Consider the following 20,112-nt stretch of genomic DNA (forward strand, 5'->3'; position numbering starts at 1 on the left):
CAGTCGCTTGGCCAGGTCCTCAGTATCGAAAGCCTCTGACATAACGATCCCACGTAAGGTACATGGGTTCGTAGGCTCTCAGTTGCCTTCGCGGGAATCAAGGACGTGGTTGCTCGATCGCTTACGACCACTGCCGCAGTGAACCGTCGATGTCCGCCGTCAGGACCGAGGCGGAGTCCGGCGTGAATGCTGCCGACACCACGCCTTCGGCGTGTCCCGGCAACGCATAGCTCTGTCGACTCTCCAACGACTTGCCGGTGCGCCACAGCCGTCCGAAGGGATCGTGGCGAAACCCCGTCATCAGCCACCGGCTGTCAGGACTGAATGCGATGGTCGGCGTGGACGATGAGCGTGAGTTCTTGTGGAGAGAGAGCGTCACGGGCTTGGACGACTCGGCAGGGGCCGCCAGGTCCCACACGCACACGGTTCCGTCGTTGAAGCTTGCCGAAGCGAGCCAACGACTGTCGTCGCTGATCACAAGCTTGGTGATGCCGCCAGAGTGGCAGCGAAGTGTTCGCGGTGCCGCGCCCGCAGCCTCGCCTGACCGGTCGAGCAGCACCACCGTGTGGTCCTCGCTGCCGCTTGCGAGCCACTTTCCATCCTTGCTGAAGGCGATGGCGGTTATGGGTTCGCCGTGAACGCGAACCTCCTGCGGAGCGGAACTCGGGTTGTGGATGTCGCCGATCCTCAGCACTCGGTCGGCGCCTCCACTCGCGATGTGCAGGCCATCAGGACTTGCCGCGATAGCCTCGATGCCGCCCTCGTGAGTTGCCGCCTGCACGCCTCCGGTCGCTGCCAGGATCTCCCGAAGCGCCTCCTCGGACACGCCGAGAGTCGGCTCCCCGGCATCGTTGGTGACCTTGACGCTCTCGACGGCGAGGGCCAGGCTGCGGGGGGCGCTGCCCTGGAGTTCAAGGCGTGCCTCGCTGGCCAGGCGCTGCGATGTGGCCACGCGGCTGCGTCGCTCCGCCAGTTCGCGCGCGCTGCTTTCGGCGACTGCGAAGTACCCGGCCGCCACGGCCAGGCCAAACAGGAACACGCTCAGCGTTGCGAAGGTCCGCAGGCGCCTGGCTGATCGGCGAGTGATGGCGACGGCCTGGACGACCGCCTTCACTGTGCTGTCCGAGGGACCTGTCGGCAACTGGTCGGCAGCCTCCGGAATCCAGATCAGGTTCCGCAGGGACTTGGCAATGAGGCTGTCCGGAACAGCGTTTTCCACAGCCTCGCCGATGCTGAGCGGAATGACCGGTCGCTTCAGCGAGAGGAAGTACTCGACTTCGTGCTGAACGTAGGGGGAGGTCAGCGCCAGCGGCGTCGCAACCAGGATCAGGGCCGAACTGTTCTCCAGGTGCGCTTCGGTGGCTGCCCGCAGTTCATCGCCGGCGCTGAACTCCTCACGGTCGAGAAAGCACTTGAAGCCTGCCTGCGCGAGTGCCTTCTCCAGCGCCACGGCGTACGCGGTAGCCTCGCGGCGCGAGTAGGAGATGAAGAAGTCAAACCCGAAGAGCTGCTGCCATCGCGTGTACGGGAGATGCAGCGTGCGTCGCAGCCACCCGGCGACTCTCCTTCGCACTCCTGCAGGGCCTTCGGGAGAGCGAAGAAACCGCATGGCCAGCGCTCCGTTGGATGCATGACGAAAGGCTTGGGTACGGCGGGCGATGTACCCATCCGTGCTGGGCTGTCGACGACAGCGACCTATCGAAGATGCTACCCGGCCTCGCTTTCCAGGACGTCGGTGCACGCGGGACCGCCAGACCATGGGAAGCGGATCTTCGATCAGCGACACTCTGCTGCGGGACGACCGGACCTTGTACCCCGGGTGGTGTCACGGTGCCTCCCCCAGGCGATGGAGGATGGCAGCGGCTTCCCGGCGAAGCGCCGACGCCGAGGCCGGAGCGCGACTGGCCATGTGGCGCAGCGCATAGCCTAGGCTGACATCGCCGGAGGCAAGGAGGAATGGCTTGTTCGCCGGGCACCTGTCCACCGGACAGGGCTTTGACGCATCCACGCCGGAGGCGAGCACGAAGGAGGGTGTGCGCACGACTGAATGGCGATCGAAGGCCTGAGGGTCGACCTGGACTGGAACCCGACGGGTACCAAGCAGGTCCCTGACGCGCGCAGCCGTCTCGCGAACGGAGCCGTTGACCAAGCCGCGCAGCACGAGGGTGCCTCGCGCCTTGCTCACCTGGTCGACCAGGCGGCTGAGGGTCGCATCCGGCATCGCGAAGCTGACGAAGACGAGGAGCGTCGCTCTCTCGCCGGGCAGCCCGGCCTCGTTGCCATGCTGCGCGAATCCTCGGGAGATTGCCTCGAGGTCCATGCCGGGGTTGGACGGATCGGACAGTGGTCGGGGCAAGGCATCGAGCCGTGGCGTGGGCGTTGTAGCGGCGCGTGAAGCAGTGGCCTCAGGAGGCGTCCGATGCCGCTGGCGAGAGCGCTCGGTGTCTGCTTCCGTGATGACAGGCTGCGCCGCTGCGAACTGCACTTGCAGCAGTGCCGCAGCGGCGGCTATCCCAGAGCGGAAGCTGCGAGCCGAGCGAGCAGTGTCAGTAGCCGACACAGCAGTTCCTCTTGCGGAAGAGCATGAAGGCGAAGTCCTCGCCGCGGGCCGGGTACTCCTTGCCTGCGCCCCAGGTGATCGTGCTGCGCCCGAAGGGCTGGCAGCACCGGCCGCCGTCCTTCTCGGTATTGGGCACCGGGTAAGTGAGCTGGGTCTTGTAGGCGGTCTTGTCCATCGCTGGCAGGAAATACGGGCCGCACAGGCCCGGTTCGCCGTGCCATCCCCAGGCGAGCAGTTCGCGGTGCATCTTGGCTGTCAGCCTCTGGGCGATGAGTGCGGCGGTTCGGACGCCTCCCATGTGGTACGGCACGTGGCCGTCGATCGGATAGAGCCCGCCCTGGCAGCCGGCGCACCAGAACATCTCGGCGATGCCGAAGCCGGCCGTGGCAGCGACGCAGTCCGCCGCGCAGGCGGCGACGGCGACCGGGTTGGCGAAGAGGACCGCTTCCGGATTCAGGATGAGCGTCAGCTCGTCGTCGTTCCAGAGCGGATCGACCTCCGTCATGTAGGCGAGGTCGAACGAGCCGCGCTCCAGGCAGGGGAAGTCGGTCACCACCTCGAGCCAGTAGAGCACTGGGTTCACGTAGAAGTGCGCCTGGTAGAAGCTGCCGCCGTCGCCATCGCCTTCGGCACGGGTGAAGCGGGCCGCGGCGGGCGCGGGGATGCCCGGGTCCAGGTCGATGCCGCCGAGCGAGACCAGGCAGAAGGGCTTGCGCACCACCTCGACGTGGCGGGCGGGCTCCCAGAACCCGATCGCCAGGCCTATCGTCGGGTTGACGCCGCAACTGCAGACCAGCTTCGAGGGGTTCGCGATGTCTTCCTGCCCGCCGAAGTTGGCGACCTGGGCACCCCCGATCGTGATGGGCAGGATGCAGCTCCAGCAGATCTCGGTGATCGGGTTCGGGAAGCGGCCGGTGCAGGTCAGGCTGTCGGCCGCGTGCGATGGTGCAGTCGAGAGGACCAGGCCGAGGAGGAGGGCGGCGAGCCAGGTCCGCCTTGAGTTGGGATCGAGCTTCATGGCACGAGCACCTCGTCGATGCGCAGGCGGAGCCCTTCCTGCGACACGATCGCTGGCACCTGGCGAATGCCGAACCGGCGAACAAGGAGCCCGTGCTGGTCGAAGTAGACGGGGACCTTCCAGGCCTTCATGAGATCCAGGTAGGAGCCGCCGGTCAGGATGAGCTTGACCTTCGACCCGGGCTCGAGCGTCAACTGGCGGGCGCGTTCGACCTGGCGGACGTCCCGGCCGTCGAAGAACAGCAGTCGCCTGGACAGCGACACGATCTCCAGCGGGTTCTTGCGCGTTCCCGCCGCGAACATCAGGCGGCCCTGTGCATCGACGATGTTGCGGTCGAGCGTGAAGGTGGGGTCGAGGTAGTACGTGCGGGGCGCCTGCGTCGGCTTCAGGCCGGGAACCGCTGGTGGTCGCCGCACGGCGGCTGCGCCGCGGCTGCGGGCAGCTTCCATCAGTCGCTGGAGCTCGCCCGAGCGCTCCTTGTCCCGCAGGCGCTGCTGGATCATCTCCAGCAGGTGGGGCTCGGCGATGGGGTAGGTCGGGCCCAGCGTGCCCAGGTCGATCGCGGCGGCCGGCGCGAGATGGATCGCCAGGGCCCCGAGGACGGCCAGCTGCCGCTTCATCTCGAGCATGGTCGCGGCTCTCATGGCCTCTGCTCGCGCCTTGGGCAAGGGACGAGTGCCTTCAGGCGCTCGATGTCCTGTCCGCCGCGCAGCTCGCTTGCGCGGATCATGGCCATCAGGACCGGCTCGCCATCTCCTTCGGACATCGCGCGCCGGAGCTCGGCGGCCGCCATCGCGCGACCGCAGCGCACGCTGAATGCATGCACGTAGGCCCTGGCGCCTGTCCCTGCTGCCGGAGCGATGCGTTCGAGCAGTGCGAGGTAGTCGAGCACCCGGACGTCCGCGGCTTGGCCACCAGCAGTCGAGGTGGCCAGTACAAGGGCGGAACAGCAGACGAACGTCCTCCTTGCGGGACAAGGCGTGGAGGCGCCTGCGTACTGCTTCGTGCGTGGCGACGGATCGGTCATGGCGGGCTCGCGCCGGTGTCAGAGCAATGGCACGACCGACGCCAGCACCTGGTCGGCGCGGACCAGGCCGCTGCTGCGGTAGCGGGAGTCGAACGAGTCGGCGTCGGTGCCCTGCACGTAGTAGTGGCCGGGCGGTATCACTGTCGGCTCGATGGGCTCGAGCGCACGCCGGTCGGCTGCGTGGGTCTTGGCGCGGCCGACCTCGGTGCCGTTGATGGAGACCACGCGCTCGCTCACGGTGATCGTGTCACCCGGCACGCCACGAACGATCTTGAAGAACGGCTGGCCGGCGAGCCCGGGGTAGTCCCTGCGCGCCTCGCCGTCGAACGCGAAGACGATGTAGTCGCCGCGCTGGACGGTGCGCGGGCCGGCCTGGCGCCAGGCGACGTGGCAGGGAAGGCTTCCGGTCCAGTTGAAGAGCAATGGAACCTGCGGAGAAGGATCGACGAAGACCCGGACGTAGGCCAGTGCCCAGATGGCAAGGATCGGAAGGTGGAGGTACCACCGCCGGCGGACGTGCCGGATGAACTCCGGCAGCCGGCGATTCGGCCCGTGCTGCGCGCCGAGCAGCCCACCGTGCTCATGCACGACCGGTGTCTCGTCCGCAGGCGTTGAGCTACGGCAGGGGAACAGGGATGCGTTCATCTTGCCTCCAGCTTCCGTTGCAGGTGCGAGGTCAGGTCCACCGTCCTGGGCGATGGCGCTGCCACTGCGTTCCGGAGCACGACCAGGCAGTCGCAGTCGCGTGGCAGCTCCTCGAGCGCAAGCGGCAGCTGCCGCGAGAAGGCCTTGGCCATCGCGTAGGCGCGCTCTCGCTCGCCCGCTGACGCGGAACGCGTCAGCAGCTTCGCGAACTCTTCTTCCTGCTTCCGGTAGACCTCGCCGACATCCACGATGCCGATGCGCTGGCTCGGCCGGACGACGAGCTCGTGGTAGGCCGTCAGCGTGGCAAGCGTGACGAGCAGGCTGACGACGGCCTGCATCAGGTTCGCCTTCATGCCTGTATCCCCCGGCGGCGCAGGAGCTCCGCGATCGCGTCATCGATGCCGAGGCCCTGCGCGCGCATCTCGTCGAGCGGCGCGTTGTCCTCCAGCTTGTTCGAGAAGAGCAGGTGCGTCGCCGGGTCCAGGATGTTGCGGGCGACACCTTCGCCGATGGGCGACGAGATGTACACCTCGGAGAAGACGCCGGGCTCCGTTCGCAGCGAGTTCAGCAGGCGCTTCTTCGGCTCGTCCATCGAGAGGCGCCCCTTGCGGTCGAGCATCTCGATCGACTCGGGCTTCTGGCGGAGGAGGAAGACCCAGTCCGAGCAGTTGAAGGCGGCCTCCATCTGCGCGGAGCCGTAGTAGTCGTCGGCGCTCTGGGTGGCCGTGCAGAGCGAGCCGCCGTACTTGCGGGCGCGACGGGCGGCCTCCTCGACGACCGCGGCCTTGACCGGGTCGTTGGCGCCGATGTCGCCGAGCTGCTGCTTCAGTTCGTCGATGAAGAGCAGCTTGCGCCGGTTGCGGGTGAGGTACATCTCGCCCGTGATCTGGTGCAGCAGCAGGATGTTGACCACCGCATGCAGGTCGGGCCGGCGCTTGAGCTCCTCGTTCTCGATGACGATGAAGTCGTTGTCGAAGTCGACGTTGCAGCGGCCCTCGAAGAAGCGCTCGTACTGGCCCCCGCGCGCGTAGGGGTTGAGCATCACCGCGAGGTCGCGGATGCGCGCGTCGTCCCGCACGCCGAGCTCCTCGATCGTGCCGGTCTTGAAGGCGTCGCGCAGCGCGGTGATCGTCAGGTCGTTGCCATGCGCCTTGAACAGCTGCAGCACCATCGCGGAGATGGCCTTGTACTGGACCTCGTCGAGCGGCCGCGACATCGAGGCCATCTTCGAGATGGCCGGCACCAGCATGTCGATGTCCTCGTGGATGTCGCGGATGCGGGAGAACGGGTTCAGGCAGATGTCGACGTCGGACCTGAACTCGATGTAGGTGCCCTTGGCCTTGCGGCAGAGCCGCTCGAAGGAGCGGCCCAGGTCCAGCATCCAGACCTTGGCATCGATGGCGCGGTAGGACCACGCCATCTCGTTCATCAGCACCGACTTGCCCGAGCCGGGGGCGCCGATGATGGCGCAGTTGGGATTGCCCAGGTCGTTGTCGAACAGGTCCAGGCTCATCAACTGTCCGCGGCGCCCGCCGAAGACCAGGGCCGGCGTGCGCGTGCCGCGCCACTCGGCGATCAGCGGCGCCAGGTGGATGGCATTGGCCATCGTCTTGCGGGAGACGCGGCGCATCTTGGCGAGATCCCGGTGGAAGCGCCCGGACAGCGTCATCGGCAGGCTCGCGATGAGCGCCTGCCGGTGCATGTAGGTGTCAGCGTTGAGTTGGAATCCGCGGCCGCGCCAGATCGCCTGCGCGGTCTCGTGCGCGGAGGTGGCGCGCTCCGGCGTCGAGAAGAGCGCGAGCTGGTGGTACAGGCTCACCAGGCTGCCGCCCGTGTCGATGGCGTCGGCCGCAGCGCTCCAGTCCTGCAGCTTCTTGCCCACATCGGGCATGACGTCGGCCATCCTGCTCCTGGCGTTCTGCGTCGCCCGGACGTGATTGGCGGTGACGACCGACTTCGTGACGTTGGGGTCGAGCACGTGCGCGCCCATGGTCAGCAGGAAGGGCGCGGTGTATTGCAACGCAGGCTGCATCAGGTCGCCGATCAGCGAGCCCATCTGCCAGAGCGCGAAGTGCTCCGGGAAGCTCTTGATCGAGTAGAAGTGCGCCTCGAGCACCTGGGGGCTGCTCTCCTTCCACAGGCGCAGGCCCCCTGGCAATGCGTCCTGGATGGTGTCGAAGTCGATGATCTGGTCGCGGATCTCGCGGCCGTCGTCGTAGTGCAGGCTGGGCGCGTCGCCGAACGTGCTGGTGGGCAGGATGCGGTCGGGGTTGGTGAAGAGCGCGCACCAGTTGATCAGTGCGGCGGCGTCGCAGACCTGGTTGGGCAGCAATGCCGAGCGCAGCGTCGAGGCCATCGAGTCGCGCAAGGTCAGGACCTCGTCGCGGCGGCGCAGGTCATCGGCGTCGCCCGGCAGGCTGACGCTGAGCATCAGCCGGAAGTCGCGCACGGTGTAGTGGAAGCCCGTCGTCAGCGATTGCTGGGCGCCTTGCAGCAGGTGGCCCACGCGCTGCCGCGCCAGGCGCCGGAAGAGGTTGTCGTTGCGGGCCGGACGTCCCCAGTGCGCCGCCTTCTCGGCCTGGTCCGTGTCCTCGACGCGGAGGTTGGCGTAGCGGCGCAGCAGCTCGCGGATGTGCGGCGAGCCGAACAGGTGGAACTGCAGGCCGGTGCCGGGCGGGCAGTTGGCATACAGCGAGACGAGCACCTCGGCCATGCGGTCGTCGGCGCCCGACTGCGGCATCAGCTCGAGCATGTAGCCCAGGCTGTCGCGGTTGACGAAGAGCTGCTCGCCAGGCAGGTAGGCGGAATAGGGCAGCCAGGAGGCGAACTGCTCGGCCGGCGAGTCGAAGGCCTGGCCGAGGCCGAACAGGGCGGGGGGCCTGGCGTGTCCGGCTGCGCGCGGTGGCGAAAGGTGGGTGGTCATCGCGGCCGCCTATTTGTCGGTGTCGCCGTCGGTGTCGCCGCGCGCCCTCGGCTCGGCGGGCATCGGCCTGGCAGGCAGGGGCAGGTCGGGACGGGCAGGGCTCTTCGCGTTCGGCGGGAATGGCGACGAGTCGTTGGCGCCTGCAGCGGCTCGCGGGGGTGCCTTCACCGGGGCATGGGCATCGCGGATGTGCCGCTGCACGTGCTCGACCTGCCACCGGCCCGCGTCGATCTGCACGTAGACGTAGCCCTGGTCATGGAGGTCGTGATCGGCGTCCTCCCAGGGCTTGAACCACAGGCGCAGGATGCGCGGCGAGGAGCGCAGGGCGACCGGCGTGGGGGCTACCCCCGCGACGCGGGGGATCGTGGCGCTGGAGGCCGCTCCAGGGGCTTGCTGGGCAGCTCCTGTGGCGGGCCGGTCCGATGCCTTGCGCTGGCTCGGCAGCTTGTGCTGCGACGCGTTGGCGTAGGTGCCGGAGACGGATTCGCACGTGACGCCTTGGGGTGCCTTGCATCCATAGTCCGGACTGCCGCCGACGCCCGACATGCTCGTGCAGCCTGCGAGCGCGGCGCCGAGCAGCGCGCCCGCGGCCACCGGCGTGGAGATCCGCCGGGTCATGGCCGCACCCCAGGTGCCGCCGACGGGCGTGCAAGGCGCTCCTGCAGGACCTCCCGCCCGACGTAGCCGTCGGTGCGGCTGCCGTCGCCCCAGATGAGGGTCGGCGTGCCCTGGATGCCCAGGCGGCGGGCGAGCGCGAGGTTGCGCTCGAGCGGGTGGTCGCAGGGCTGGCTGGCCAGGTGGGTCATGTCGCCGTCGAGCATGTAGCGCTGCCATGCCTTGTCCCTGTCGCTTGCGCACCAGATCCCGGTCGGCAGCTCGCTGCCCTGGAATGGCACCAGGAAGGTGTGGATGGTCACGTCCTCGAGCACCCCAAGTTCGGCCTCGAGGCGCCTGCAGTAGGGGCAGCCGGGATCGCTGAAGACGGCGACCTTGCGCTGGCCGTTGCCGCGCACTGTCTTCAGGGCGTCGGCAAGCGGCAGGTCGTCGAAGGCGACCAATGCTGGAGAGGCGGCGGCGGACGGCGAAGCGGCGGTTGTCCTTGCGGCGAGCTTCGGGCCGGTCAGGTCTTGCATCGTCTGCGTGTCGAAGACGCGGCCGAAGAGGAAGTAGCGCGGGTTCCTGGCGGTGACGTAGGCGACGTTGCCGCCCATCCACACCTCGTAGACGCCGTCGATGGGGGAGCGGCCGACGCCGGTGAACTGCGTTCCGGGATGTGCACGCCGCACCCGCTCGAGCAGGCGGGTCTCGTCGGGCTTGCCCGCCAGCGCCGATGGAAGGCTGGCGAGCAGCACTGCGCCGAGCAGCAGGGGGCGTGCGATGCGCAGCACCGCATCGCGATCAGTACTCGTTGTCATCGCTTGGCTCCTCGAGACGGTGGCGGGAGGGCGCGTCGGTGGCGTCTCCGCCGGACGTGGCCATAGGCACGTCGATGCGCACGCCCTTCGTGATGACGACGTCGACCTCGCGGCCGGCGTCGACCTCGATGACGGGGAAGGTGTTCTCGGCGAGCTTGATGTAGTAGCTGGCCAGGCGGTCGAGCGCCTTGCCGACCCCGCTGCCGACGCCTGAGCGGAAGGCATCTGCTCCGCTGGCGCTGGCGATGGTGCCGAGGGGCGAGGTGCTGGTGGTCGTCGAGGCGCTGGAGACGCCCTGACCGATGCCGCCGACGATGCCGGCGAGCAATGCGTTGGCGAGCATCTGGCCCTGCTTGGTGACGAGCCGGCCCCTCATGCCGACCTTGCCGTCGTCCCCGTAGACGCTGCCCTGGATCTTCACCTCCAGCGTCGCGCCGTCGGCGCGCACGCAGGACAGGCTCTCGGTGCGAAGGTAGGCGCGCTCGGAGCTGATGTCGCCGTATCCGGCCGCGATCACGAAGCAGTCGCGGTACTCGGCCCGGAAGCGGTTGGGCAGGACCGAGTTGTCGGAGAGCACGATCAGGACCGGCTGCGGGTTGCTTTGCGCCTGGCCGCCTGTCGGGGCATCGAGGCCGCCGAGCAGCAGGCCGCGCGTGAAGCTGACGGGCAGGAAGGTCGAGACCGAGCGCGCATCCGGATTCGGGATCGGGGCCGCGGTGCCGGGCTGGGCTTGCGGCGCGTCGGCGGCCTTGCTTCGTTCGCTCACGCGGATGCGCGTCAGCACGGGGGCCGTGGGCAGCGCAGGCGCTGGTGGCAGCACTGCGCCGGGCGTGCCCGGCGGCATGGCACCGGGTGCAGGATGCATGGGCGGTTGCGGCAGTGCGGCCGCAGGCGGCATGGGCGGTGCTGGCAATGGCGGCACCGGCGAGCTTGGTACCGATTGCTGCTGAGGACTCGCGGCGGCCTGGGAGGTCGACGTCAGCCGCTGTTCGAGCTCGGCGAAGCGCTGCATCGTTCGCGCCTCGAAGGCCTGGCGGTCCTTGTTGAGGCGGCCCTGTTCCTCGCGCTCGGCCTCGTACTGCGCGAGCTTGCTGCCAGCGGTGCCGACCCACTGGTCGACCGGGTTGACTTGCTGGCCCGGCGGCATCACGCCGATGTTGGTGACCGCGCTGGGTGGGCCGCCGAGGTTCCTGTCGGGCTTGGCCCCCGCCGGTTGTTCACCGGATGCGAGGACGAACCACAGCAGGCCGATGCCCGCGAACAGGAGGCACCCCAGCATCGCGAACTGGCGCTGCCGGGGCGACAGCCGCTCGCGCAGGTCGCGCAGCGAGTCGCGCAGGCCGGACAGTGGCCGGTCGAGCGGGCCGTTCATCTCGGACCTCTGCGGCGGATCACGTAGACGCTGGTGCTGTCGCCGGGGCGCAGGTTGTGGTGTTCGATCGCGACGCCGAGGACCTGGTCGCCGTCGGGCCCGTCCGGCCGGTCGAACTCCTGCTCGGCGAGCACCATCGGCGACGAGGAGATGTTCGTGAGCGAATAGCGCTCGCCGACGAGCCCGCGTCCCACGAACCGGCTCGCGAGCGCGAAGCGCGCCTCGGACCAGAGCTGCACCGGCTGGAAGATCTCCTCGACGCGGATGTCCGGTAGCGCGCGGTCCGAGGCCATCGCGACCAGCAGGGCCTTCATCGCGCGGACGTGGCTGGGCGACGGGCCCAGGGGGGCCTTGGCGGTCGGGCTTCCCGCCATGGCCGGCAAAGCGGGCGGCATCGTCCTGTCGCGCAGCACGATGGTGTCGGCTGGCGTGTCCGAGCGCCTGAGGACCAGCGTGTAGGTCGCGTGGGCCGATGAGATGAAGAGGTTGACCGGCTTGCCGCCTCCGTCGGGCGTGTGGCCTACCGGCCGGACGTAGATCTCGCCCTTGTCGCGGTCGCACTCGAGCACGACTTCGCCAGCGGGGTTGACGGCAGGCGTCGGCGGGCCGGGTAGCGCAGCGGTCGTCGAACTCGTCGACGCCGTGCCTCCGCAACTGGTGGCGTAGATGTTGCCGAAGACGTCGGTGATCGCCGCGCCTTCGATGCGGATGCGGGTCGGCTCCTTGATGGACAGGATGGCTTCCACCGCGACGCCGTCTCGCACGTCGATGACCTGCAGGGCGTGGACTGGCGTCGCGAGGATGGCGGCCCAGGCCGCGTGCGCATGCCATCGATGAAGCGGGCTGCGAAGCGGGCTACGAGGCCGCATTGGGGATCTCCTTGAAGGTCTTCAGGTGCATGCGCGCGCCGGCGTAGCTGAACTCGAGCAGGTAGGCCTTGGAGTCGTTGGCCGTCTCGAGGCCGTTGACCAGCGTGCGCAGGCGCCCGCGCACGACGACGCTCTGGGCCTCCTCGCTCGGGACGAGCTGCTGGGGCATGAAGGCCGTGCTGGCGTTGATGCGCTTCAGGCGCGAGGCCTCCAGCTCCTGGCGCGTCTTGAGCTCGCCGTGCTGCGCCGGCTCGACGTAGCCGAGCAGGATGTCCTTCTTCCAGTCGATGGACGCGGGCGACACGTCGAGCACCAGCCAGGCGATGAAGCTGCCCATCTGTTCCAGGTACTCGCTGCTGGCCTTGTCGCGCTCGACCCAGAAGGACTTGTTGATCGAGGGCGGCACGACCAGCGTGCGCTGCGAGCCGAGCAGGTTGAGGATGATGGCCAGTGCTACGAGCTGGCCTGCGGCCAGGGCGCCGATCGTTGCCGCTAGCCCTCTGTTGCGGCGGCGCAGCTCCTTCAGGTCGCCGTTGAGCCGGTCGAAGTCCATGGTGGTCCTCGGCGGCTCAGCCGACCATGCGGCGCAGGTGCGACGGCGGGGTCGCGCGCAGCGTGGTCAGGGGATTGGTGGGCAGGTGCCAGTACACCCAGTGCATCGCGAAGGCCGGGTGCTTGTCGGCCTTGGTGCGCGCGATCCAGCGCGAGGCGAGCAACCCGGCCAGCACGCACAGCGCGAAGGACAGCTTGGTGCCCGACATGTAGCCGAGGAACAGGCTGAACAGGAAGGGCGCGGCGACGTCGAGGTCCCAGAAGCCGATCTTCCACTGGTCGTCGAGACGACGCGGGATGTAGGTGTTGGCGCGCATGCGGCCTCCGGGTCCTGGAATGCCGCTCGCGTCAGATGACGGCGCCCATGATCGCGCCGGCGATCACGAGGCCGACGGCGGCGAAGATGGCCAGGCCCACGTAGAAGAGCACCGGGCCGAAGTTGCGCAGCGCGGCCAGCGAGATCAGCGCGACGACGAAGCCGACGAAGCCGACCAGGGCCTTGATGCCGGGGCCGAGTGCGGCGATCTGGGTGAGGGCCGAGGTGAGCGGGCCCGTCACGCCGGTGAACGCCACCAGGTCGAGTGCGTGGCCGGGGAAGGCGATGCACAGGCCCAGCAGCATGGCGCCGATGAGCCCCAGCCAGGTGATGGCGCGGCGGGCTGCCTGGGGCGGGCTGGCGACGGATGGGGTTGCGAAGACGGTGGTCATGGATCCTCCGATGGAATGGGTGTGGGCGTTGATGTCGGGTGGCTGTCGGGTGGGAGGTCGGGTGGGCCGGTTGGGCGAGGTCGTGGCAGGTGGGTTGGGTGGACGCAGGTCACGGGTCGTCGGTCGTTCGCTCGATGTCGATCTCGACCCGCCGGTTGCGGGCGCGCCCTTCGGCTGTGTCGTTGGTCGCGACGTAGCAGCAGGCGCCGCTCGCGTCGACAGTCCTTGCGAGCTCTGCGAGGCGTGGGTGGGCGCGCTGGAGATGCGCCTCGACTGCGCGTGCCCGGCTCGCGGCCAGTGCCTGGTTGAGGGCTGCGGGTCCGGTGCTGTCGGTTCGGCCCCGGATGGCCAGGCGGACGACACCCGGCTCGGTGACCGCCTCGTCGATCGAGGCGCGTGCTGTCGCGGTCAGCGTGGCGCTGCCAAATGCGAACGTCACCGCGAGCTCCCTGATCGTGGAGGGCGCTGGGACCGGCTGCGCTGGGCGTGGCGCAGGCTCGGGTTCGGGCCGGTTGACATGCGCCGGCCAGTCTCCCGGCGTGGCGATCGGGGTCGCCGCTGCCGTGCGCGCTGCGGACTGGTGCGGCGCGATCGCATGGTTGCCAGGGCCGAGCGTCTTTGGCGTTACGGAAGGGCACGCCGGCGGAAGGCAGGTCTCGAAGCGTGCGTCGGGACCATGGTTGATCTGGACGACGCGCAGGACCGCTTGCCCCGATGGGCGGCTGCTGGCCGGTCCGGCATGGGTGTCGGCTTGCGGGGTCGTCGTGCAGGACCCGGCGACGCAGCAGTACGCGAATGCGGCACCCAGGGCGGGCAGCGAGGCCAGCAGTGAATGCTTCATGGCGCCACCCTCACGGTGATCGTGGGCGGAGGCGGGGATGCGGCTGGTGGCGAGACCGGGCCGGTCCGCGGCGCGGTGGTTGGCCCATGGGAACGGGCGGAGAGGTGCCGGAAGACTTTCCAGGCGTAGTCCGCGCGCAGGGCACGGCATGCTTCTGCCGTCAGCCGGCGGCAGCCTGCGTTGTAGGCCCCGACGGCGTTCCAGGTCCGGCCATGGCGCCTGAATGCATCGGCCAGCACCCAGGCTCCGGCGTGGATGTTGGTGCAGGGATCGAGCAGCTGCTGCTCGGTGACGCCGAGTCTGGTCAGGTGCGAGCTGTTGACCTGCATGAGGCCGATGTCATAGGTGCCGGTCCGATGCATCGCCGACCGGTTGAGAGCGGTGGGGTTGAGGCTCGATTCCACGCTCGCGATCGCGACGAGCAGGTCTGCGGGGACGCCGAAGCGCTGGGCGGCGGCCTCCCAGCAGGCATGGGCCTGGCTCGAGAGCCAGAGAAACGCTTGAAGGATCCCGGAGGGAGGAAGCAGTCGCATGTGGACGCTCATCTGGTTTGGGGGCGCAGGCGTTCGTCACCGGGACGCAGGCGGTCCTGACTTGGCGGCGAGGTGACCTACACGGGTTGGTCTGGAGCCTGGCCTGCGCCTCGGTGGGAGCAGCCGGGTCGCAGGCTGGGAGGAATCAGCCCGGTCTTGCCGGACGTGCGCGCGTGGCACGCTCGGCCATGTTCAGGCGGGCCTGGCGGAGGACCAGCGACTCGGCGTCCACGTGCTCGCGGCACAGCGCCACGCAGGCGGTTGTCAGCTGGTCAAGCTGGAAGTTCGGGTGTGGATGCCGGTTGGCGGGCGAGCGCTGCAGTGCGAGCAGCAGGTCGTACTGGCTGCGCCACATTGACTCCCGCCGGCGCGGCGTGTGCTGCGGGCGCAGGACCAGTTGCGTGCCCAGGAACGTGAAGATCCGGTCGGCTGCGTTGGCGTGAAGGAACACCAGCGAGACGCAGGCACTGATCAGGTCGGGGAAGCGGAAGCTGGGCGACACGTTGGCGGTGCTGCGAAGCAGGGCGTACAGCCACTCGTGTTCTTCCTGCCAGAGTCGGGTCTCGATGGTTTCGGGCACGTCGTCGTCGGGGGCGTCCTGGCCTCGGGGCGTGGACGCGTCCTGACTGGGAACGGGGGGAGCAGTGCTGAGCATGGTGCCTACCTCGGATCTGGTTGCAGCTCTTGTTGAGCGGCATGTCGCAAGGCTAGGAGTGGCCGCTCATCCGGGCTGTTCGGAAAGGCGGCGTTGTGTGGGGTGTATCGCCCTTGGGGTGGGCAAGGACCGGGCGTTCCCTTCGATCCTTGCGCGGATCGCCGCTCGAGCCCCGGGGGCAGGGCGCGATCCATAGCAGTGAGGATGTGCGGCGGGGGCCAAGTGATCAGACTGGCCGCGACCTCGCTTCACTGGAGGGCCCCATGGGAGTGCGCAAGAACGCCAAGTTCCTGACCGACGTCGAGCGCGAGGCCTTCGTCCGCGCATGCGTCATGCTCAAGGCGGAAATCATCAATCCCGGCGCGCCGTCCGCGCAGCAGTACAGCCGATGGGATCAGTTGGTCGCCGAGCACCAGATGATCCAGAACGCATTCGCGCCGGGTGCGGGCAGTGTCAACTTCGGCCACGGTGGCAGCGGTGCTTTCAGCTTCCTGAGCTGGCACCGCTACTTCCTGCTCGTCTTCGAGCGCGACCTGCAGCGCCACGTGCCCGGCGTGATGCTGCCCTACTGGGACTGGCAGGACCCCGCGCCGATCATGACCGACACCTTTCTCGGTCCGAACAACGGTGCCGGGGGCGTCGTTCGGCGCGGCTACTTCGCGATCGATGCACCCGGCACCGGTACCAACCCGACAGCGGCGCCGTTGTGGTGGCCGGCAGGCCTGGTCGGATGGCGACTTCCGGCTGCGTTCGGCTCGATCTGGCAAGGCGGGCTTCGGCGAAGCACCGGCGCGTTGAGCAACCTGCCCACGCTTGGCCAGATCGCCCAGGCGCTTGCCAAGACCAACTACCGCGACCATCAGCTTGCGCTGGAGAGCGGCAGCGGCATCTCGCCGCTGAACCAGATGCACAACGGCATGCACGGCTGGATCGGCGGGAACAACGGCGGGACGCTCGGCCACATGAGCCACCCGGACGCTTCACCCTTCGACCCGATCTTCTACCTGCACCACTGCAACATCGATCGCCTGTGGGCGATGTGGCAGCTCGATGGGCACGCCACCGAGTACCCCAGTACCGGCGGCAGGTCGCAGCACCACCGCAATGACCTGATGTACCCCTGGGTGGGTACGACGGCCGGATACGGCACGAACGTCACGGTGGGCAATATCGCGATGCCCGACTACAGCGCGCTCGGCGCGCAGCGCAACGTCGACACGCTGGACCATCGTGCGCTCGGGTATACCTACGACACGATGCCGATCGTCGGCATCGCACTCGATCGCACCGGCAGCATGAACGGCCTCACGCCCGACCCCATGACCAGTGGTGCAGCGGACGTGAGCAAGTGGGAAGCCGCGAAGCGGGGCGTCGCCGCCTTCCTGCAGGACGCGGAGAACGCACGGGCCAGCGGCGAGGCGTATGTGACCGCCGGCGTGAAGACCTTCCGCAGCCTGGCAGGCAATCTGTTCGAGGCTGTCTTCGCGGCGCCTGGCTACGGGCTCGTGAAGACCGGCACGCAGATCAGTGCCAGCGGGTTCACGACCGCGATGACCGGCCTGGGCGCTGCTGGTGGCACGCCGCTGGCAGATGCGCTGCTGGACATCAACACGACGCTGGTCGACGCGCCGGCGGGCGGCGTGCCCGCGGACGAGCAGCGCTATCTGGCGCTGCTTACCGACGGCATGCTGACGAGCGGTGCGCCGCTCAGTTCGATTCCCAATGGCTCGCTCGCGCGCACTGCCGTGTTCGGGATGGGCTTCGGCACCGGCGCCGAGGTCGACTACGCCACGATCGCGAGCCTGGTCGCCAAGGGCCGCACGCTGACGACGCAGCAGGTCTTCCACGGCGAGAACGCAGGCACGATCGACAAGTTCTTCGGCGGCGCGCTGGCCGCGGCGATCGGCTACTCGCCGGTGACCGACCCGGTGCTCGAGATGTTCGCCGGCGAGTTCAGCCACGTCGACTTCAGCGCCACTTCGGCCGACGACGGCTTCCTGATCACCGCGCAAGGCATGGACTTCGACAGTGCCAACTGGCGCTTCCAGCTCCACGGCCCCGGCGGCGTGCTGCTGTACGGCGATCACGAAGGTGGTCATGACCACGACGGCTGCGATCACTGCTGCCCGTCGCCGCAGGTGACCGCCAGCGTCTCGGAGGGCCGGCTGTCGCTGATCGTTCGACGAGGCAATGCGCCGGCACACTGCTGGGTCGGTGGCTGGCAGCTGATGGTGGCGTACAAGGCGCGGCGTTTCGATGGCATGGTGATGCCCCAGATCGCGGACTGGCTCTACCCGGTTGCAGCAGGGCCGGCGCGCGGGGCGCGCTGGTCACGACTTCTCGTGGCACCGGACAAGCGTGTCGCCCGGCGCAACGTTGTGCGGCGCTCGCGCCACGCGCTGGACGCGCAGCCCTTGAGCAGCAACCGCAGCGGCGCCGACGCGTGCGACGTGGTGGTCAACATCTACGCGCGCACGCGGTTGCGGTTGTCGCTCGTGCCGGACAAGGTGCTTGCCGGCGTTGGCGGTGACCTGAACTTCGAGCTCGTTGATCTCTCGCTGGGTGGCGTCGCCACCGTGCACCACAGCGCCGCACGGCTGGTGTCGCCTAGCGTCGACCTGGCCGCGCTGTTCGGCGGCATGAAGCCAAGCTCACTGCCGCGCGAGCAGAAGCTCGACGCTGCCGATGGCCTGCCCTTCGACCCGGCCCGGGTGCTGGCCACGTTGGAGAAGCGCAGTCGCACGCTCGGTGCGTCCAAGGACCAGGTCGCCAACCTCGTGCAGCACCATGGCGGGCCGTGGCACGTGCATGCCAAGGGGCTTGGCGTTCCGGGTGTGGTGCATCTGGGCGTCTGGTTGAGCGGCACCTACGACCCGTTGGGCACGGCCGCGGCCGGTGGGCACGGCGGTGGGCACAGCACCGGGCAAGGCGGGGCTGTTCATGGCCCAGGCGGCGGGGAGGGGGAGCCGTTCTCGCGGGTCTTCAGCGTTTCGGCCGCTGTGCTCGCCCAAGGGACGCCGCCGAAGGCGGCGGGCGCATCGCGTAGCACGGGCAAGCGGAAGGACTGAAGTTCGGGTTGCGCGCGGGGAGCCCGCTTTGCGCCGGTTGCCGCCGTTCGCTCGCGCGTGCCCGAGGTACGGTGACGATGCCTAAGCAGTTCGCCGGGCATCCGGGTAGGAATGGATCGCGCAGATCATCTCCACGCCCTCTCCACGCTGGGCAGTAGCTCAGGCGAGGAGCCATCCTTCGCCGCGTTGGCGATCTCGGAGCCGGGCGCCCCCCAGGGCGCGGGCAAGTGGATATGTCATGGCCTTGGAGGCAAGGGGTTAAGGGTCTCGCGCTGGGCGGGTCCAGTAGATGCCGATTCGGATCTTCGGAGCCGCCTTGGAATTGCTTTGACGGCTGTATATACATACAGTATACGCAAGAGGCAGGCGTCGCCCGCTGCTCGGTTGTGATCAGCTGTAGTGGGGGAGCTTTGTCCTCGCGGGACCATAGAGTCGCGTGGACAATCGGGCCAGCAGGTCGCGAACGCAGGCCGAGACAGGAAACGATTGCGCATGTCGAAAAAGTATAAGTGGACAAACCAGTCTGTCCTCTCTTTTGCTGGAGCCGAGGACCCTGTGGCCGCGATGGAGGGTCGAGCGAGAGCGCTGGCGCTGAAGGCGATGGACGAGGGCTGGAGCGGCCCGCCCTTCGATCCGGTGATCCTGGCCGAACAGCAGGGTATCGCGGTGGAGGCTCGGGGGGACATTCCGGATGCCCGCCTGGTTCCAGGGGATGGCCGCCTGGTACTCGAGTACAACCCAACCCGCCCACGCGGTCGCCTTCGGTTTTCGATTGCGCATGAGATCGCACACACTCTCTTCCAGGACTGCGCAGAGCGAGTGAGGCATCGAGGCGGCGACGTGACGGCAGTTGCAGACAACTGGCAGCTTGAAGTTCTGTGCAACATTGGCGCTGCCGAGCTGCTTATGCCGTCGGGCAGCTTCACGCAGCTCGCTGGCGAACGTCTGTCCATCCAGAAGGTGATGGACATCCGAAAGGAGTACGACGTCTCGGTAGAAGCTTGCCTCATCCGCCTCATCAAGCTGGCTCGCACACCCTGTGCCGCCTTCTGTGCCTCCAGCCACCGCAACGGGACCTACCGCGTTGACTATGTGATCCCGGCGCTTGGCTATGACTGCCCGATATCCGTTGGCCAAGCGGTCCCTGTCACAAGTGCGGTGGCAGAGGCTAACGCGATTGGCTTCACAGCGGTCGGTATGGAGGAATGGGTGGCCGGCAAGCCGCTGCGGGTTGAATGCGTGGGTTTGGCGCCCTACCCCGGCGGCCTGGTTCCCCGAGTGGTCGGCCTGCTCATCGCGGCCGAAGGAACTGCCTACCACGCACCAGAGATCACGGAGGTTGATGGCGACGCTCTTCAGCCCCGGGGTGCAGGCCCCAAGCTGATTGCCCATGTGGTGCCTGACACGAAGGCGAAATGGGGTGGGAACGGGTTCGCATCCCAGCTCAGGCGGCGCCACGAATCCGTGTGGGATGAGTTCAAACGCGAGACCCTCGACCGCAATCAGGCGCCCGGACTTGGCCAGGTGTACTTCGGCATCTTGGGGAATGACGTTCAGGTCGCTCACATGGTCGCTCAGCGCGGTATTGGTCCCTCCGCCCAGACTCGCTTGCGCTACGCAGCGCTGGCAGACTGCCTTGCAAAGGTGCGAGAGACGGCGCTGGCGATTGGCGCATCGGTACACATGCCGCGCGTGGGCACGGGTCACGGCGGCGCAAGCTGGGAGGTTGTGCGCGAGCTGATCGCGGAGGAATTGGTCGACAAGGGCGTGCCGACCACGGTGTACAGACGCCCTTGAGACCTAACACGGAAAAGCAGACGGGGGAAGATGAAGCCAAGAGCCGTTGTTCTGTCTGGGAGGGTTTGTACTGGGAAGTCAACTCTTGCGTCGCAGCTACAGACGAAGGCCGGGGCGACGCTGACGCGT

The 20,112-nt window shown here is 68.2% G+C and carries 20 protein-coding genes; 2 read left to right on the top strand and 18 right to left on the bottom strand.

From position 1 onward, the window contains the following. Window positions 1-121: 121 nt before the first annotated feature. The 18 genes from P1K89_RS32105 to P1K89_RS32190 form a co-directional block, all read right to left on the bottom strand. A complete protein-coding gene (locus tag P1K89_RS32105; protein ID WP_284620618.1) occupies window positions 122-1,609 on the bottom strand; it encodes a toll/interleukin-1 receptor domain-containing protein in 1,488 nt (495 codons plus the stop codon). Window positions 1,610-1,825: 216 nt separating this feature from the next. Then, window positions 1,826-2,320: a type-F conjugative transfer system pilin assembly protein TrbC gene (trbC, locus tag P1K89_RS32110; protein ID WP_284620619.1), complete on the bottom strand. Its 495-nt coding sequence runs from the start codon at window positions 2,318-2,320 to the stop codon at window positions 1,826-1,828. 226 nt (window positions 2,321-2,546) lie between these two features. Further along, window positions 2,547-3,578: a conjugal transfer pilus assembly protein TraU gene (gene traU, locus P1K89_RS32115; protein WP_284620620.1), complete on the bottom strand. Its 1,032-nt coding sequence runs from the start codon at window positions 3,576-3,578 to the stop codon at window positions 2,547-2,549. Then, window positions 3,575-4,207 (bottom strand): type-F conjugative transfer system protein TraW, encoded by a 633-nt coding sequence (traW, locus tag P1K89_RS32120; protein ID WP_284620621.1) that lies wholly within the window; start codon window positions 4,205-4,207, stop codon window positions 3,575-3,577. The genes traU and traW overlap by 4 nt, the downstream gene beginning before the upstream one ends. 11 nt (window positions 4,208-4,218) lie before the next feature. Next, window positions 4,219-4,605: a hypothetical protein gene (locus P1K89_RS32125; RefSeq protein ID WP_284620622.1), complete on the bottom strand. Its 387-nt coding sequence runs from the start codon at window positions 4,603-4,605 to the stop codon at window positions 4,219-4,221. Between the two features lie 18 nt (window positions 4,606-4,623). Next, entirely contained in the window at window positions 4,624-5,250 is a 627-nt protein-coding gene (gene traF / locus P1K89_RS32130) for a conjugative transfer signal peptidase TraF (protein ID WP_284620623.1), read from the bottom strand. Beyond that, complete coding sequence (locus P1K89_RS32135; RefSeq protein ID WP_284620624.1) at window positions 5,247-5,603, bottom strand: hypothetical protein; 357 nt, start codon at window positions 5,601-5,603, stop codon at window positions 5,247-5,249. The genes traF and P1K89_RS32135 overlap by 4 nt, the downstream gene beginning before the upstream one ends. Then, on the bottom strand, window positions 5,600-8,173 hold the full coding sequence (gene traC / locus P1K89_RS32140; RefSeq protein ID WP_284620625.1) for a type IV secretion system protein TraC: 2,574 nt from the start codon (window positions 8,171-8,173) through the stop codon (window positions 5,600-5,602). Before traC ends, P1K89_RS32135 begins: the two co-directional genes overlap by 4 nt. A gap of 9 nt (window positions 8,174-8,182) precedes the next feature. Beyond that, the gene (locus P1K89_RS32145) at window positions 8,183-8,791 is read right to left on the bottom strand and encodes a TraV family lipoprotein (RefSeq protein ID WP_284620626.1); all 609 of its coding nucleotides are present in this window, start codon (window positions 8,789-8,791) and stop codon (window positions 8,183-8,185) included. Beyond that, on the bottom strand, window positions 8,788-9,561 hold the full coding sequence (locus P1K89_RS32150) for a DsbC family protein (protein WP_284620627.1): 774 nt from the start codon (window positions 9,559-9,561) through the stop codon (window positions 8,788-8,790). Before P1K89_RS32150 ends, P1K89_RS32145 begins: the two co-directional genes overlap by 4 nt. Window positions 9,562-9,571: 10 nt before the next feature. Beyond that, window positions 9,572-10,960: a TraB/TrbI/VirB10 family type IV secretion system protein gene (locus P1K89_RS32155; RefSeq protein WP_284620628.1), complete on the bottom strand. Its 1,389-nt coding sequence runs from the start codon at window positions 10,958-10,960 to the stop codon at window positions 9,572-9,574. After that, the gene (locus tag P1K89_RS32160) at window positions 10,957-11,829 is read right to left on the bottom strand and encodes a type-F conjugative transfer system secretin TraK (RefSeq protein WP_284620629.1); all 873 of its coding nucleotides are present in this window, start codon (window positions 11,827-11,829) and stop codon (window positions 10,957-10,959) included. The genes P1K89_RS32155 and P1K89_RS32160 overlap by 4 nt, the downstream gene beginning before the upstream one ends. After that, window positions 11,816-12,382: a type IV conjugative transfer system protein TraE gene (gene traE, locus P1K89_RS32165; protein WP_284620630.1), complete on the bottom strand. Its 567-nt coding sequence runs from the start codon at window positions 12,380-12,382 to the stop codon at window positions 11,816-11,818. The genes P1K89_RS32160 and traE overlap by 14 nt, the downstream gene beginning before the upstream one ends. A 16-nt stretch (window positions 12,383-12,398) precedes the next feature. Next, complete coding sequence (traL, locus tag P1K89_RS32170) at window positions 12,399-12,698, bottom strand: type IV conjugative transfer system protein TraL (protein WP_284620631.1); 300 nt, start codon at window positions 12,696-12,698, stop codon at window positions 12,399-12,401. A gap of 31 nt (window positions 12,699-12,729) precedes the next feature. Further along, window positions 12,730-13,089 carry a hypothetical protein gene (locus tag P1K89_RS32175; RefSeq protein WP_284620632.1) on the bottom strand — a complete coding sequence of 120 codons (360 nt, stop codon included), beginning with the start codon at window positions 13,087-13,089 and terminating at the stop codon, window positions 12,730-12,732. A 109-nt stretch (window positions 13,090-13,198) separates the two neighbouring features. Further along, a complete protein-coding gene (locus tag P1K89_RS32180) occupies window positions 13,199-13,930 on the bottom strand; it encodes an OmpA family protein (RefSeq protein ID WP_284620633.1) in 732 nt (243 codons plus the stop codon). Then, on the bottom strand, window positions 13,927-14,463 hold the full coding sequence (locus P1K89_RS32185) for a lytic transglycosylase domain-containing protein (RefSeq protein ID WP_284620634.1): 537 nt from the start codon (window positions 14,461-14,463) through the stop codon (window positions 13,927-13,929). Before P1K89_RS32185 ends, P1K89_RS32180 begins: the two co-directional genes overlap by 4 nt. Before the next feature lie 145 nt (window positions 14,464-14,608). Then, window positions 14,609-15,043 (bottom strand): hypothetical protein, encoded by a 435-nt coding sequence (locus P1K89_RS32190; protein WP_284620635.1) that lies wholly within the window; start codon window positions 15,041-15,043, stop codon window positions 14,609-14,611. Between the two features lie 338 nt (window positions 15,044-15,381). Between P1K89_RS32190 and P1K89_RS32195 the strand changes: the two genes are divergently transcribed. Both P1K89_RS32195 and P1K89_RS32200 read left to right on the top strand, forming a co-directional pair. Beyond that, window positions 15,382-18,186 carry a tyrosinase family protein gene (locus P1K89_RS32195; RefSeq protein ID WP_284620636.1) on the top strand — a complete coding sequence of 935 codons (2,805 nt, stop codon included), beginning with the start codon at window positions 15,382-15,384 and terminating at the stop codon, window positions 18,184-18,186. A gap of 492 nt (window positions 18,187-18,678) precedes the next feature. Then, complete coding sequence (locus tag P1K89_RS32200; RefSeq protein ID WP_284620637.1) at window positions 18,679-19,983, top strand: ImmA/IrrE family metallo-endopeptidase; 1,305 nt, start codon at window positions 18,679-18,681, stop codon at window positions 19,981-19,983. The last annotated feature ends 129 nt before the right edge of the window (window positions 19,984-20,112 follow it).

Source organism: Aquabacterium humicola (assembly GCF_030167915.1).
Classification (GTDB): Bacteria; Pseudomonadota; Gammaproteobacteria; order Burkholderiales; family Burkholderiaceae_C; genus Pseudaquabacterium; species Pseudaquabacterium humicola.